Source organism: Streptomyces violaceus, assembly GCF_036014075.1.
GTDB lineage: Bacteria > Actinomycetota > Actinomycetes > Streptomycetales > Streptomycetaceae > Streptomyces > Streptomyces violaceus.
Window position 1 is genome coordinate 8197430 of sequence record NZ_CP107911.1, and the last position, 14879, is coordinate 8212308.

At 68.8% G+C, this 14879-nt stretch carries 11 protein-coding genes and 1 pseudogene; 11 read left to right on the forward strand and 1 reads right to left on the reverse strand.

The window, feature by feature from the left end; translation table 11 throughout:
• Window positions 1-39: 39 nt before the first annotated feature.
• The gene (locus OG542_RS36975) at window positions 40-840 is read left to right on the forward strand and encodes a 3-hydroxybutyrate dehydrogenase (RefSeq protein ID WP_328416741.1); all 801 of its coding nucleotides are present in this window, start codon (window positions 40-42) and stop codon (window positions 838-840) included.
• 74 nt (window positions 841-914) lie between these two features.
• Complete coding sequence (locus OG542_RS36980; protein ID WP_328416743.1) at window positions 915-2861, forward strand: helix-turn-helix domain-containing protein; 1947 nt, start codon at window positions 915-917, stop codon at window positions 2859-2861.
• Window positions 2862-2980: 119 nt separating this feature from the next.
• Here the strand turns inward: OG542_RS36980 and OG542_RS36985 are convergent, their stop codons facing one another.
• Window positions 2981-4369 (reverse strand): MFS transporter, encoded by a 1389-nt coding sequence (locus OG542_RS36985; protein ID WP_328416745.1) that lies wholly within the window; start codon window positions 4367-4369, stop codon window positions 2981-2983.
• Between the two features lie 221 nt (window positions 4370-4590).
• Between OG542_RS36985 and OG542_RS36990 the strand changes: the two are divergent.
• The 9 genes and pseudogenes from OG542_RS36990 to OG542_RS37020 form a co-directional block, all read left to right on the forward strand.
• Window positions 4591-4957, forward strand: a pseudogene (locus OG542_RS36990) (transposase family protein); the annotation flags it as partial.
• 389 nt (window positions 4958-5346) lie between these two features.
• Window positions 5347-5973, forward strand: coding sequence for a class I SAM-dependent methyltransferase (locus OG542_RS36995; RefSeq protein WP_328416747.1), 627 nt, complete (start codon window positions 5347-5349; stop codon window positions 5971-5973).
• Window positions 5974-6561: 588 nt separating this feature from the next.
• Complete coding sequence (locus OG542_RS40795; RefSeq protein WP_408057882.1) at window positions 6562-6894, forward strand: transposase; 333 nt, start codon at window positions 6562-6564, stop codon at window positions 6892-6894.
• Between the two features lie 945 nt (window positions 6895-7839).
• A complete protein-coding gene (locus tag OG542_RS37000) occupies window positions 7840-11019 on the forward strand; it encodes an NACHT domain-containing protein (RefSeq protein ID WP_328416749.1) in 3180 nt (1059 codons plus the stop codon).
• Window positions 11020-11306: 287 nt separating this feature from the next.
• On the forward strand, window positions 11307-12206 hold the full coding sequence (locus OG542_RS37005) for a NucA/NucB deoxyribonuclease domain-containing protein (RefSeq protein ID WP_328416751.1): 900 nt from the start codon (window positions 11307-11309) through the stop codon (window positions 12204-12206).
• 61 nt (window positions 12207-12267) lie between these two features.
• Window positions 12268-12738: a hypothetical protein gene (locus tag OG542_RS37010; RefSeq protein ID WP_328416753.1), complete on the forward strand. Its 471-nt coding sequence runs from the start codon at window positions 12268-12270 to the stop codon at window positions 12736-12738.
• 441 nt (window positions 12739-13179) lie between these two features.
• Complete coding sequence (locus OG542_RS40800) at window positions 13180-13365, forward strand: HNH endonuclease (RefSeq protein WP_408057818.1); 186 nt, start codon at window positions 13180-13182, stop codon at window positions 13363-13365.
• 246 nt (window positions 13366-13611) lie between these two features.
• Entirely contained in the window at window positions 13612-13806 is a 195-nt protein-coding gene (locus tag OG542_RS37015; protein WP_328416755.1) for a hypothetical protein, read from the forward strand.
• Between the two features lie 16 nt (window positions 13807-13822).
• On the forward strand, window positions 13823-14071 hold the full coding sequence (locus OG542_RS37020) for a hypothetical protein (RefSeq protein WP_328416757.1): 249 nt from the start codon (window positions 13823-13825) through the stop codon (window positions 14069-14071).
• Window positions 14072-14879 lie beyond the last annotated feature (808 nt).

Sequence of the window (14879 nt, forward strand, 5' to 3'; positions counted from 1 at the left end):
CACATGGGGCCGGGCAGGGGCGCTTCCTAAGGTCGACGCATGACCGCGCCCCGTGTCTCCCCGGCTCCCCACGCCTCCTCGCTCGACCTCGGCGGCCGCACCGCGCTCGTCACCGGCGCCGCCGGCGGCATCGGCCGTGCCTGCGCGCTGCGGCTGGCGGCCGCCGGGGCCAAGGTGAGAGCCGTCGACCGGGACGCCGCGGGCCTGGAAACGCTCGCCGAACAGGGCCATGACCTCGCGGGCACCGTGGAACCGCACGTCCTCGACCTCACCGACCTGGACGCAGCCGAACTCGCCGCCGCCGGCACCGACGTCCTCGTCAACAACGCCGGGCTCCAGCTGGTGCGCCCCATCGAGGAGTTCCCGCCCGACGCCTTCCACATGGTGCTCTCCGTGATGCTGGAGGCACCGTTCCGGCTCATCCGCGGTGCCCTGCCCCACATGTACGGACAAGGGTGGGGCCGCATCGTGAACGTGTCGTCCGTCCACGGGCTGCGCGCCTCGCCCTACAAGTCGGCCTATGTGGCGGCCAAACACGGCCTGGAGGGACTCTCCAAGACCGCCGCCCTCGAAGGCGCACCCCACGGTGTCACCTCGAACTGTGTGAACCCCGCCTATGTACGCACCCCGCTGGTCGAGCAGCAGCTCGCCGACCAGGCGCAGGCGCACGGCATCCCCGAGGAACGCGTCCTGTCCGAGGTGCTGCTGCAGGACAGCGCCGTCAAGCGGCTCATCGAACCGGAGGAGGTCGCCGAGGCCGTGGCGTATCTGTGCGGTCCGCAGGCGTCCTTCGTGACCGGCACCTCGCTCGTGCTCGACGGCGGCTGGACCGCCCATTGACTTCCGGGCCGCGTCGGTCCCCGAGTTATCCACAGGGCTGACGGGACGGCCCGGTCATGGTGAATCCTGTGAGCATGTCCAGCGATCACGTGCAGTCAGCAGAGCGCTCCGCCGGCGCCGCCGAAGCGCCGCCGGTCGCCGCCGAGACGCCGTTCCTCGAGCTGCTGGCCCGGGGCGCCTCCGCCGACGCCTACGAGCAGCCGGTGCTGCTCGCGCGCGCCGAAGGCCGGTCCGCGGAGTGGATCGCCGCGCTCCAGCGGGCCAAGCCGCTCGCCCTGCGCGTGCGCTCGGAGCTGGAGGGACGGCGTCGGCGCGAGGCCGAGCTGTCCGCACTGTTCGAGACCGCCCACGACCTCGCCGGGCTGCGCGACCTCGACGCCGTACTCCAGGCGATCGTGCAGCGGGCCCGGTCGCTGCTGGGCACGGACGTGGCCTACCTCAGCCTGAACGACCCGGCGAGAGGCGACACCCACATGCGGGTCACCGAGGGCTCGGTCGCGGCCCGGTTCCAGCAGCTGCGGCTCGGCATGGGGGAGGGACTGGGCGGCCTGGTCGCCCAGACCGCGCGCCCGTACGTCACCGACGACTACTTCAAGGACGACCGCTTCCAGCACACCCGCACCATCGACGCGGGCGTGCGGGACGAGGGGCTCGTGGCCATCCTCGGCGTGCCGCTGATGCTCGGGCATCACGTCATCGGCGTGCTGTTCGCCGCGGACCGCCGTGCCCGGGTCTTCGAGCGCGAGCAGATCGCCCTGCTCGGCTCCTTCGCCGCCCTCGCCGCGGCCGCCATCGACACCGCCAACCTGCTCGCCGAGACCCGGTCGGCCCTCGCCGACCTGGAGCTGGCCAACGAGATCATCCGGGACCGCAGCGGCGTCATCGAGCGGGCCTCCGACGTGCACGACCGGCTCGCCGAACTGGTCCTGCGCGGCGGCGGGGTGCACGACGTGGCCGCCGCGGTATCCGAGGTCCTCGACGGCACGGTCGTCTTCGCCGAGGCCGCCGCCACACCGGCCGAGGCCCTGGGATCGTCCCGCGCGGACGGGCACGCCGTGCGGCACGAGGACGACTGGATCGCCGCCGTGGCCGCCGGCGGGGAACTGCTCGGCGCCCTCGTGCTGCGGGGCCACCCGGGGCTCGACCCCGTCGACCAGCGCACCCTGGAGCGTGCCGCCATGGTCACCTCCCTGCTGCTCCTCGCCCGCCGGTCCGCAGCCGAGGCCGAGCAGCGCGTACGCGGCGAACTGCTGGACGACCTGCTGGACGGCCGCGACCGCGACCCGCGCCTGCTGCGGGAGCGCGCGGCCCGCCTGCGCGCCGACCTCGACGCCGTCCACGTGGTGCTTGCCGCGCGTCTCGAAGGCGGCGCGGCCGACGCCGACCAGGAGGCGGACGCCCGCAGACGCCTTGCGGCCGCGGCATCCCACCTCGCCGCGACCCGGCACGGCCTGGCCGCCGCGCGCGACGGCGGCACCGTCCTGCTGCTGCCCCTCGGCCCCGGCGACACCGCCACCGACCTGGCCCGCCGCGCCGCCCGGCATCTGGGCACAGCGGTCCACACGCCGGTCACCGTCGGCGCCTCCGCCCCCGCCGAGGACCTCGCCACTCGCACCGACGCCGTGGCCACGGCCTACGCGGAGGCCCGGCGCTGCCTCGACGCCCTGCGGCTCCTCGGCCGCTCCGGGGACGGGGCCGCCGCCGAGGACTTCGGCTTCCTGGGGCTGCTCCTGGCCGGCGACCGGGACATACCTGGCTTCGTCGACCGCACCATCGGCCAGGTCGTCGCGTACGACCGACGACGCGGCACCGAACTGCTGCGCACCCTCGACGCGTACTTCGCCTGCGGCATGAGCCCCGCCCGCACCAAGGACGAACTGCACGTCCATGTGAACACGGTCGCCCAGCGCCTGGAGCGGGTCGGCCGCCTCCTCGGTGACGACTGGCAGACCCCGGCCCGCGCCCTGGAGATCCAACTCGCCCTGCGTCTGCACCGGTTGTCGGAGCCGGGACAGCACTGACCCCCGTACATGGCCGGCACGTACGGGGGCTGGGCCGGCAGGATCCCTCCTGCTCCCTGACCTGTCGGGACCTGCCGGGGGTCTTTCAGGGCCTTTCGGGGCCTTTCGGATCCGGAGGGTCAGATGGTCCGGGCGTCCGCGGCCGGGGCGGCCGTCGTCCGGTCCGCGTCGGCGGGAAGGGCGACGTCGGCCAGGTCCCGGTGGCGGGTCTCCTTGGCCGCCGCCACCGCGACGACCGTGAGCACGGCGGCGGCGATGACGTACAGGGCGATGGGCGTGGAGCTGCCGTAGTCGGCCAGCAGCGCGGTCGCGATCAGCGGCGCGGGCGCGCCCGCCGCGACCGAGGCGAACTGCGCGCCGATGGACGCTCCGGAGTAGCGCATGCGCGTCGCGAACATCTCGGAGAAGAACGCGGCCTGGGGGGCGTACATCGCCCCGTGCAGCACCAGCCCCACCGTGACGGCGAGGATCAGGTTGCCGAAGCCGCCGGTGTCGATCAGAGAGAAGAACGGGAACATCCACAGCCCGACACCCACGGCACCCATCACATAGACGGGACGGCGACCGATCCGGTCGGAGAGCGCGCCCCACGCCGGGATGACCACGAAGTGCACAGCCGAGGCGATCAACACCGCGTTGAGGGCGGTCTGCTTGGAGACACCGGCCGAGGTGGTGGCGTAGACGAGGATGAACGCGGTGATCACGTAGTAGCTGATGTTCTCCGCCATGCGCGCGCCCATCGCGATCAGGACGTCACGCCAGTGGTGCCGCAGCACAGCGACGAGCGGCAGCTTCTCCGCCTCCGCCGCCCGGTCCGCCTTGCGGGCCTCTGCCTGCGCCAACGCCTGCTTGAAAACCGGCGATTCATCGACAGACAGACGAATCCACAAACCGACGATCACCAGGACCCCGGAGAGCAGGAACGGGATCCGCCAGCCCCAGCTGCCGAACGCGGCGTCCGACAGGACGGCCGTCAGCAGGGACAGCACACCGGTCGCCAGCAACTGCCCCGCCGGCGCGCCGGTCTGCGGCCACGAGGCCCAGAACCCGCGTCGTCGCGCGTCCCCGTGCTCCGACACCAGCAGCACGGCGCCGCCCCACTCGCCGCCGAGCGCGAACCCCTGGACCAGCCGGAGCACGGTGAGCAGGACCGGCGCTGCCGTCCCGATGGTGGCGTGCGTCGGCAGCAGCCCGATCGCGAAGGTCGCCCCGCCCATCATCAGCAGACTCAGCACCAGCAGCTTCTTGCGCCCGATCCGGTCGCCGTAGTGCCCGAACACCAGCGCGCCGAGGGGTCGGGCGGCGAATCCGACCGCGTACGTCAGGAACGACAGCAGCGTGCCGACGAGCGGGTCGGAGCCCGGGAAGAACAGCTTGTTGAACACGAGCGCGGCGGCGGAGCCGTAGAGGAAGAAGTCGTACCACTCGATGGTGGTGCCGATGAGGCTGGCGGTGACGATGCGTTTGAGGCTGGCGGGGGGTGGGGGAGCGGGTGCTGCGGAGGCCATGTGCGCCACTTCCTCATGTGCGGTGGGGACGGGTCGGTGTCGGAACACCGTAGGAACGCGCAGGTCAGGGGCACATGTGGTGGGACTACATAGTTCGCGGGCAGTGTGTGCGTGCCGCCCCTATGTAGGGGTTTCGTGGGCTTGCTCGCTGGCAGATCGGACAGTGTCCGTGTTGCGTCATTCAGGATGATTTAGTGATGGCGTGCTGACTCCCGTGCTGGCAGGTGGTGGCCGATCCCCAGGGCGAGGTTCTGTGGCTCTCGCCCGCTCTCCCGGCCGCGCTCACGACCTGACCGCAGCCGTACTCACGGGGACATCCGGATCTGCGAACGCCAAGGCGTCCCGATCCTGGCCGACCGCGCCTACCTGGGCGCCGGCCCATGGATGACGACACCCCTCCGACGCCCACCAGGCCGTGGCCTCACGCCCACCCAGCAAACCGTCAACCGCGCACTATCCGCGGTGCGGGCACCGTTCGAACGCGGCGTGGCACGGCTCAAAGCCTGGCGGATCTTCCCTCACGCCCGCTGCAGCCCGAACCGCATGACGTCAATCGCCAAAGCCGTCCTCACGCTTGAGCGGCACCGCTGTACCGGCGGGCGACTCAGTCGAGAAGCAAGGCGACTGCTCCGCTGCCCGGTGCGGCGCGGCCTGCTCCGTTCGGTCGGTCGGTGCGGCGGAGAGATGGAGCTCCGGCGGTCCGATCGTGCTGGTGTGGCAGGGCCAACACCCACCCGGCGGTAGGGGATACCTGCGCCGCACCACATGACCGTCACGCTTTCAGGCCACTGCGTGCCTGAGGACGGCAGCCGGGTGGTCAGGTACGGGTGTAGAGATAGCGCATGGTCGGACTCCTGTGCGAGCCTCGCCCTGTGTACCGTCGTAGCAGGCCGCGAGGTCTGGACCGATGAGCGGAATAGGGCGATGGCACTGTCCTCGCTCCTGCTGGGCGAGGCTGACCGGAAGGCACGCTGAACATGACCGGGCAACGCGACCGTTGGGCGGAACTGACCGGCGGACAAGCCGGAGAGGAGTACGCTCAGCGTTTCGCGCGGCTCGCCGAGTCGGGCCAGGACATCCACGGAGAGGCCGCCTTCTGTGCCGCGCTGCTGAAGCCAGCCGCCCGAATACTCGACGCTGGCTGCGGCACTGGCCGGATCGCGATCCGGCTCGCCGAGCTGGGCCACTACTGCACCGGCGTGGATGTTGACCCCTCGATGCTCGCTGTCGCCCGCCGCGACGCGCCCACGCAGGAGTGGCTCCTCGGCGACCTGGCCCGTCTGGATGCCCTCGGCTTGAATCCGGGCTTCGACCTGGCGCTGGCCGCCGGAAACGTCATCCCTCTGCTGGCCCCCGGTACCGAGCCAGCTGTCGTCCGGCAGCTGGCCGCCGCACTGCGCCCCGGCGGTCTGCTGGTCACGGGCATGGGACTGGACGCGGCACACCTGCCACTGCCCGAACCGTCGGTGACCCTTGAAGAGTTCGACCACTGGTGCGCCCAGTCCGGACTGACCCTGCGGCAGCGCTACGCCACCTGGAGCGGCGACCCCTACTACCAAGGCTGCGGTTATGCCGTCAGCGTGCACTCCCGCCCCACCACGTGAGTCCTTGCCTATCGCGACGATGTCGCCTGGTCGGCGATCGCCGACCATCTCGGCGCACGACGGTGTCTGCCCCGGGCACGCGCCCGCGTGGCCCCACACCTCGATCGTCTGCCACGGGACGGGACGCCATCCCAGGCGGCGGAGAAGTGCGCTCTCGACGTGCCCGCGGGCTGAGCAGTGGCCCGCCTTGAGAAGTCCGAGCTGGACGGCCGTGAGCTCATTTGACGCTCGGACCCCTCAAGGCCCGTTCAGCGGGCCGAAAAATGGGGGCCCTGACCTGCAGGTTCTCTCTCGTTCTCCGATCCTGACATGATTCCGATGACTCACCATGTGGAGTGTGTGGCGATCCTCGAACCGGTCGCAAAGGGCTCCTGACCTGCGGTTTCGTGCGTGCGTATTATGTGCGGTGTGGGCGTTACGGGCGATATTTTGACGCTGAAATGACGCTCGTGACGCTCATTTGACGCTCGTCCTGATGGGGTGTCAGCTGCCTTGTCGGCGGGTCAGACACTGTCAAGAGTGGCGAGCATCGATGGGGGTCGAGGGCAGGCGACGCTGAGCGCAGACCTACTGAGTCCTGCTGGTCAGATGTCCCGGAGGAGACCAGCCAGCGCCCGCTCGTGCCCCTTGATCCAGCCGGAAGTCCCAGAAAAGTCCCCGGGGCTCCCAGTGCCGGCCGACGCGCTTTCGGCCTTGGGCGCGCCGTCCTGGTCATTCAAAGATCATCAGGTCGTGGATCACCGTGGGGTGATACGCCGTCATGAAATCACCGACCCGCAGTGGGAGTTGCTGGCTCCGGTGATATCACGGGCGGTTACCGGGCGGCCTAGGGTGGCAGACCGCCAGGTCGTCAACGGGATGGTCTACACGAGCCGTACCGGCATCTCGTGGCGTGATCTGCCGGAACGCTACGGGCCCTGACAGACGGTCTACACCCGCTTCCGCCGCTACGCAATCGGCGGCATGTTCCCCCGGGCCATGCAACAGATACTGCCCGGAGCGGACACCGTCGGTGACATCGACTGGCTGGTCCAGATCTACTCCACCATCGTCCGGGCTCACCAGCACGCTGCCGCGACCGGCTGAAAGGGGGAGACGAACCGATCGGGTCATGCCCTCGGCCGATCCCGGGGAGGACTGACTACCAAGGTCTACCTCGCCTGCGACGGCAGGGGCCGCCCCCTCGCCCTCCTGACCACCACAGGGCCGGCGCCACGACAGCAGCGGTCGACCACACAACGCTGGGGCTCCGAGTGCTGAAGCACCGCCTTCCGAGCACCCCTCGGTGTATCTGTGCCCTCTGTCGGGAACCTGTCCTCTTTCCCGGCAAGTTGCTGGTATGAGTGGAGAGTCCGTTCAGGACAGCCGACGCTATCGGGGGTGCGCGTGTCTCAGGGTGGAAAGGTCGCGGTGCTGGTGGCTGCTGTGGTGGCGATCGCCTCGACCCCGGTGATCTGGCTAATGAATGGCCCAGGTACCGGCCAGTTCGTTGCCGCAACGGTTCAAGGGGCGGCAGGAGTCGTCGCCGTGGTGTGGGCGCTGATCAGCGGGCCGCGAACGCCTGCCCAACCACCGGAGGGGCCCGTGGACGTGGCGGTAGACACCGGGAACGCACGGGCCACCGGCGGGGGTTCCGCGAACACCGGTGTGACCCGCACTGGCGGCGCAGACAGTGGACGGAGCCGGGTAGAACGCACCGGTAACGCGACCGCGGACGGTCCTGGCAGCGACGCCAATTCTGGGATCAAGAGAAGCTGATCTGGCGGAGACTGCTCGGGGCACTCGGGAGGGGCTCGTGCTGTCGTGAGGTGGTGGAAACGCAGCCAAGCGTGCGCTACGCCTGGGACCACCGTGCCTCATGACGCCATGTCCGGTCGGCGGGATCTCGTTGGTGGACAGAAACCATTCCTACCTGGAATTCTCGCGTCGACCGGTGACAGCGGTGCACTCAATGCCGAAGCCCCTCTTCAAGGCGGCGCGCATGCCTCGCATACCGGCGCGGCCACCGCGTCAGAGAACAGCATCGCCATCAGCGGGATCCACATCGGCGATATCCACTACGGCCGTGCGACGCCCTCTTCGGCGGATCCCGACCTTTCCTCCGACAGCCCAGCCAGCGCAGAAATCCCCGCCTACCTGACGGACCCCTCTAACTGGCCGCGCGCGGGTGCGTGGGACCCGCTGACGGCCGGGGTGCACCGCGCACGCCCCGGGGATGGTGGTGCCATACCTGACTACGTACAGCGTGACCGAGACGACCGTCTGCGTGAGCGGCTGCGCGCCGCTGCCGAGGACGGTGGCCTTGTTCTGATCGTCGGGGACTCCACTGCAGGGAAGACACGCAGCGCCTATGAGGCGCTCAGGGACGTCTTACCCGGTCGCCGGGTGCTGGTGCCGCGGGCGGCGACCGATCTGGCCCCGGCGGTCGGGGTGCTCCGCGATGCCGGTGTCTCCGTCGTGGTGTGGCTAGACGATCTGGAGCGCTACCTGCGCACCGGTGGCTTGGAGCCCAGCCTGTTGAACGACTTCAGACAGCTGCGTATACCGATCCTGGCCACGATCCGGACGGCATGGTTTGACGCGGCTGGGGAAGCCAGCGTCCCCGGTAACTGGCCCTCCAGCGCAGACGGTGACCAACGCCTGGATCACGCGGCTGCGCGGGTGCTCGAACTCGCCGAGACCATCGACCTGGACCGCATCTGGTCCGCTGGTGAGGTGGCCGAGGCACTGGACAGTGCAGACGACCGTGTTCGGGACGCTGCCGTGCATCACGGTGTCCACGGGGTCGCCGAGTATCTCGCAGCTGGCCCGCTGCTGTGGGCTGAGTGGCGACGGGCCACACGCGCGGGCGGCCACCCTCGCGGCGCTGCCCTGATCCGAGCGGCCGTTGACCTGGCGCGCACCGGCCTTCCTGCCCCCTATCCCCGGGGCCTGGTCATCGCATTGCATGAGCACTACCTCATCGCAGCGGGAGGGGAGCTCCTGCGGCCCGAGCCGCTTGATGCAGCGATCCTGTGGGCGACTCGAGTGCGTCAAGGCGTCACCAGCATGCTCCTGCCGGTCTCGGCAGATAAGTGGTCCGTCTTTGACTACCTGGTCGACCAGGCCCAGCTCGACACCACACCGGGCTCGGTACCTGCCGTGGTGTGGCATCGAGCCCTGGAGCACGCCGACCGCAAAGACCGTTTTACGATCGGGGTCACGGCATCCCGCATCGGTTTGCTCGACGTCGTCGAGGCCGCGTGGAAGCCACTCGCGGACAGCGACGGCGACGCGGCGTACAACCTCCACATCCTCTTGTCGCGTGCCGGACGGGAGGAGGAAGCGCAGTCGTTTTACCGCAAAGCCGCCAGAGCCGGTCATCCCCATGCCACAGGGACGTTGGAGCGACTGGCCGTCATGGTCATGCGGGCGGAGACACACGCCTATCGGCAGGTGCTGGGTGGCGATCCTGTAGCCGTTGACACGCAGTTCGTCTTCCGGCCAGCCCACACGGGCCCTGTGCCAGAGGGTGAGCTCGTCGGGCAATTCTCAGGCGCCGGGGCTTTCTTCTCCCAGCTGCGACCGCAACGCCTAGTGATCACTGGCGCGCCCGGGTCGGGCAAGACCTTGCTGGCGATCAGGCTGGTCCTCGAACTACTCCGACAGCGCATCGACGAGGGCCCAGTCCCAGTACGGATTTCGCTTGCTTCGTGGAGCGAACTGCGCGATGTCCACAGCTTCTCGGGCGAGGACCCGGCGAAAGTCTTTGAGGCATGGCTGTGCCGGCAGCTGGAGGAGTTGTATTTACTTCCACGTGCAGCGGCCGCTGCCCTCGTGCACGCCAGGATGATCGTGCCCGTCCTTGACGGGCTCGACGAAATGGAGTCTGTCGCGCCCTCCGCGCGCAACTCACGAGCGCGGCATGTCCTACAGGCCCTGAACACCTACCGGGACGGTGTGATGGCACTCCCGATGGTCATCACCTCCAGGAGTGCGGAGTATCAGGAGCTCAGCGCGCTCGGGGCACGGGCTGCGGATGCCGCATTGGTGGAGATGTGCCCTGTCAGTGCACAGCAGACCCGCGCGTTCATTGCAGCCAGGGTCATGGATCCAGAGCGATGGCGCGCAGTCCTAGACCAGCTCGATGCCCACCCATCCGGGCCGCTGGCCCAGGTGTTGTCTAGCCCCTTGTGGTTGACCAGCGCGGTGGCGGCGTACGGACAACGCGACGCCACCGGTAGGTACCCGCTCGACCCCAGGGAACTGCTTGATAACACCAGGTATGGCTCCGAGGAGGATATCCGCGATCATTTGGTCGGCTTGTTGATCGTCGCTAGCTACGGACGATTCGGCGCCCACCGAGCCAACCGGGTGCGGTGGCTGACTGCGCTCGCCGCCTACCTGAACAGCAACGCTGCCACGTCCCGCACTGTTGGGGGTCGAATGCTCTCAGGCACAGACCTGACCCTCCACGAGCTGTGGCCACTTGCTGGCACACGCCTGCCCCGTGTGGTGCACTTCCTCCTGGCGTCGGCGGCGTGGACGGTCCTGACAGCCGTCGGCTTCGCCGCAACCGGCATCGGGCTCCCACCCTGGCATGTCTTGGTCGCAGGCGCTGGCGCCGGTCTTGCCTTGCTCGGTGCGGTGTCAGCCCAGCCCTGGCCGAAGCTCAAACGGACCGGCCGCGGTCGGCCACGCCTTACCGGAGTTTCACGGATGGCAGCCGACGCTCTGAGCAGCGCCATCATCGGGATTCTCGTCGCGTTTCCCGCAGGAGTCCTGTCAGATCCCATGACCGCCGTCTCGGTCGGCCTCGGCACCGCGCTGTGCCTCGGACTTGTGTTCTCCACAGCACAGATGCGATACCTCACCCTACTGCTGTGCACAAGCATCCAAAGGAAACTCCCGTGGAGGCTAGGCCGGTTCCTTCGCCAGGCGGAACAGGCTGGCCTCCTCCGCCGCGCCGGGACCACCTACCAGTTTCGTCACCGCCACTTCCAAGACTGGCTCTCCAGCCCTTGGCGCACCGACCACGTCAAGCGGGGAACCGACGGAATTCGATGACCTTGCCCGGGCATTTCGTTACCCTACGCGCCGGATTTCGTCGGCTCCCCAGAACTCCACCAGCAGGGCGTTGGAGAGCGGCGCGTAGTGCTACGGCAGCGACCCTGACCATCTCTGCCGCCGGCACCATCGCAGCTTCCGCTCCCTCGAGCGGGGCCAGCGGTAGCAACGAGATCACCGTCACTGCGAGCCGGGCGACGTCCGACTTCACTGCCAACAACTTCAAGGCCCAGGCGGTCACGCCGCGTGCGGGCGAGTCGGCCGGGTACTGCAAGCAGCCCAACCCCATGACCACTGCAGTCAACCGCACCATGGACTGCTACCACGCGCCCGTCCAAGTCGACGTGAAGAAAAACGGCCGCAAGGTCGGAACCGTCAAGTTCACCGTGTGGCACGAGATCCATCTCAACCTCAAGAGCGTCAAGTGGTCCGAGAAGATCACCGTCAGCAAGGCCACCATCACCGGGAACGCCAAGGGCATCGTCACCACCTTCACCCCGTCCTGCGGCTCCGGCTGCCAGGTCCGCGTCGGCGGCGGCCTCGCTTCCCCGTTCACGCTGAACGGCTCGGCCCGCACCGGATCGGCCAGCCACACCTTCACGGTCAGCAAGGGCCATCCGCGTTCCAGCCACACCCGCTACGAGTTCGGCTTCAAGAAGCCCGGCTACAGCAGCGGTGAAACCGCCTACGTCGGCTCCACCTACCGCTGCGATGACGAGGACCGCCAGTACGGCGCCGGCTGCGTCTACCCCACCCGTATCTCGGTGGAGAAGGACTGGACGAAGCTGTCCGACATGGCGAACCTGCCTGGGATCGGCGACAACATCCGCAAGGTTCAGCGCGCCGGACTCCACATCGGCCGGCCCGGTTCCACTGTTCCGCTCACCCGGGCCACCAAGGCCAAGGCAGACGAAAACCGCAAGGAGGTCTGCGGCCCCAGCGTCAAGCCCAAGCCGGGCGACATCTGGTGGACCGTCGACCCCAACGACGACGGCACCAAGCCCTCCTGCGACGAGTACCCGTTTGCCGAGACCACGCAGGGCGGCAACACTTACAACCCGCCCAACCGGTCCATCAAGTGGGTGCCGCTGAAGGAGAACCGCCAGCAGGGCGGCATCCTGCGGACCTTCTTCGGCCGCTACCACCTCCTGCCCGGAGACAAGTTCTACGTGCAGGCCGGCCAGTAAGCACCACCGCCCCGGCACCGGCAGGCCCCTCACGCCCCCGCGGCGCGAGGGGCCTGCCCCCGTGACAGAGAAAGCAACGCCCATGCCCCAGATCCCGCCGGTGAACGAATACACCGGAATGGCCACACTGAACCACGCCTTCTACGTCGTGGACATGGGAGAACCCGAGGGCATCGCTCTGCCCTCCATGACCTCCGGCACCCGCATCACTGCCACCGACAGCAACAGCTGCCTGACCATCACCGCAGGGTCCAGCGAGTGGGAGCCGGTCAAGATCAGCTTCCTCGTCTACGACGAGGAGCCCGCGCCGCTGCCGGGACAGTGGAGGCACACCGAGACCTTCACCTGCACCGCCACCGACACCCCGGCCAGTTTCACAACGGGAACCGACCCCGACGACATGTTCCAGGACCCGCCGCCGGATGACCTGTTCAACAGGCCCGACTTCGAGCCTCCCTACCACTGGAAGGGCCGCCTCCTCATCGCTGCCCACAAGGTAGAGGAACACATCCTCCAGTTCTGGCCAGCTTAGGACTCAACTCGTCGGTCGCGATTCTTTCCGACTCCGTTGTGTATGCGGCCGCGGGTTGATGCCGAGCTTGAAGCCTCCGGGCAGCGGCTTGCCGTCCCGGTAGTCGGCCTCCAGGCCGTCCCCGAATAGGCTCATCGTTCGCCTTCTCCTACTCCCCGTTGTCGACGTCGGTGACGGTGCCGTCCTTGATATACCGGGCGAGGTTGAGCTCCGGGGCGTTGGACCGCTCGCGGACCTCTTCGCCCCACAGGACGCTCTGGGTAGGCGGAGACGGGGTCGCTGGCGCTATGGTCGTCCGCGCCGCCACGGCTGCTCCGGTCGCCAGCGACCAAAGGGCTTACGCAGAAGCAGGCAGCCCGCGTGGCTCACCTCCCGGGCGCGGGCTGCGGTGAGCGGCGGTCGCAAAAAACGACAAGACGCCTGTGGACTGGTGCTCAGGAGATGGACCACGTCATCCCCTGGGCGCAGGGCGGAGCTGACCGGTTGACCAACCTGGTACCGGCATGTTCTGCAACGGCAGTTCGGCATAACCGCGCCCAGGCGTTCCGCGACGCACACTCCGCCCGCCTCAGGGCGACACTCGGCCAACCGAGTTGGGAGTCGCCGCAATGCGTGCCGGGCAGCTAATCTCCCCCACCGAATCGGGGCCCGCGCACCCTGCAGCAATGGCTGGCACATCGACGCCCAGCTCAAGGACCACGAGCCAGCACAGCAGCAGTACTGGAGACGGAGCGGCGCCTGCAGAACCTGCTGCGGCAGCAGACCAAGCACCTGCATCTGCAGACCGCGAACTACTGCTGGTTCCGGGATCCTCACAAGGCCCTGTGCCTGAAGGTGGCGGGCACCCCGGACGCTACGAAGCCACTGGGCGGGATGTGCGACTCCGCACGCTGCCCGCAAGCCACCCACCACCCCTGTCACCTGCCTGTTTGGCAGAGTCAGGTCGGCACCGACAAGGTCTTCCTGGCCAACCCGCGCTTCCCCACGGGCGAGAAGAGGCGGCTCGAGCCAGAGGTGGAGCGGGCCCAGCGGGTGGTGGACGAGATCATGACGTCGGCCGGTACGTAGGACGGAGGCGAGTGACATGCCACGGATCAGTGACGCGGACCGTGCCCGCAATGAGGAAGCGATCCGCTCCGGGATGGGCCGGCTGCTGCCGGGTGAACTCCCGGCCGGCGGCAAATGCGGTGTGAAGACCCTGGCCGCCGAAGCGGGGGTGACCAGTACCAGCCCTTACCAGCAGCTGTGCGAGGAGTTCGAGCGTCGCCTGAAGACCCAGCGCGACGAGGGCGAGGCCCCTGACCCCCCGGGCCGCTCAGATCGAACGGCTTAAGGCACAGGTCGCCGAGCTCAAGGAACGAATCGCAAAACGGGACGAGGCGCTGGCCGAGCTCACCGCGTTCAAGACGCTTGCCGTCTCCCGGCTCACGGCCCAGCACGAGGAGATCGAGCGTCTGCGGGAACAAGCCGCCACGGTCGGCAACGTCCGCCGTCTGCCCGCCGCCGGCAGCGGGACGACCCCCAACGGCTCGCGCCGTTGAGGCGACATGAGGGCCACCTCGGTACAGCAAATACGAGTTCAGCGCCACATCCATGCCGCCCGCTGTGAGCAGGTACCGGTGGTCACGCTGGGCCAGCGGGCCAGGGCGACCGCTGCCCTCGCGTCAGCGGCTGACGGGCAAGCCTTCACCGCCAGGACGAACCGTCCCGGACCCCAGGAATCGGGCAGGTGGCCGACAAGGGTGACTTCACCTGTTCGGCAGCCGGCGAGTCCGCATCAGCACGGCATGTGTGCCCACCTCCACAAGATCGGCAATCCCCACGTCGACGAACGTTGCCCGTCCCGCGGCCAAAGCCATCCGCCCGAAGGCGGGCCCCGTTGGCTTCGCTGTCCGCGCCGTGCCAGCAGGGTCCGTCCACGGTCAACAGTTGCAGACCCCGTCAGAGCGCGCCGGGCGTCGCTTCGGTGGCCATCGGCTTGGCGACCCTGGCGAACAGCACCCGCAACGACTCCGATCCCAGCCGGTCGCTCACCCTAAAAAGCGAGGACTTCGCTGGGACATGCGCGTCACCCAGCAGCCCCGCGCCCCGCAGGCCCTCGACCAGGCCGCATCACTACCAGATGGGGGCGCATGGGGCCG

What these genes read in the sequence shown, in the direction of transcription:
- OG542_RS36975 (WP_328416741.1), top strand. Translation starts at nt 40, where the DNA reads ATGACCGCGCCCCGTGTCTCCCCGGCTCCCCACGCCTCCTCGCTCGAC.
- OG542_RS36980 (WP_328416743.1), top strand. Translation starts at nt 915, where the DNA reads ATGTCCAGCGATCACGTGCAGTCAGCAGAGCGCTCCGCCGGCGCCGCC.
- OG542_RS36985 (WP_328416745.1), bottom strand. Translation starts at nt 4,369, where the DNA reads ATGGCCTCCGCAGCACCCGCTCCCCCACCCCCCGCCAGCCTCAAACGC.
- OG542_RS36995 (WP_328416747.1), top strand. Translation starts at nt 5,347, where the DNA reads ATGACCGGGCAACGCGACCGTTGGGCGGAACTGACCGGCGGACAAGCC.
- OG542_RS40795 (WP_408057882.1), top strand. Translation starts at nt 6,562, where the DNA reads ATGTCCCGGAGGAGACCAGCCAGCGCCCGCTCGTGCCCCTTGATCCAG.
- OG542_RS37000 (WP_328416749.1), top strand. Translation starts at nt 7,840, where the DNA reads ATGTCCGGTCGGCGGGATCTCGTTGGTGGACAGAAACCATTCCTACCT.
- OG542_RS37005 (WP_328416751.1), top strand. Translation starts at nt 11,307, where the DNA reads ATGACCACTGCAGTCAACCGCACCATGGACTGCTACCACGCGCCCGTC.
- OG542_RS40800 (WP_408057818.1), top strand. Translation starts at nt 13,180, where the DNA reads ATGGACCACGTCATCCCCTGGGCGCAGGGCGGAGCTGACCGGTTGACC.
- OG542_RS37015 (WP_328416755.1), top strand. Translation starts at nt 13,612, where the DNA reads ATGTGCGACTCCGCACGCTGCCCGCAAGCCACCCACCACCCCTGTCAC.
- OG542_RS37020 (WP_328416757.1), top strand. Translation starts at nt 13,823, where the DNA reads ATGCCACGGATCAGTGACGCGGACCGTGCCCGCAATGAGGAAGCGATC.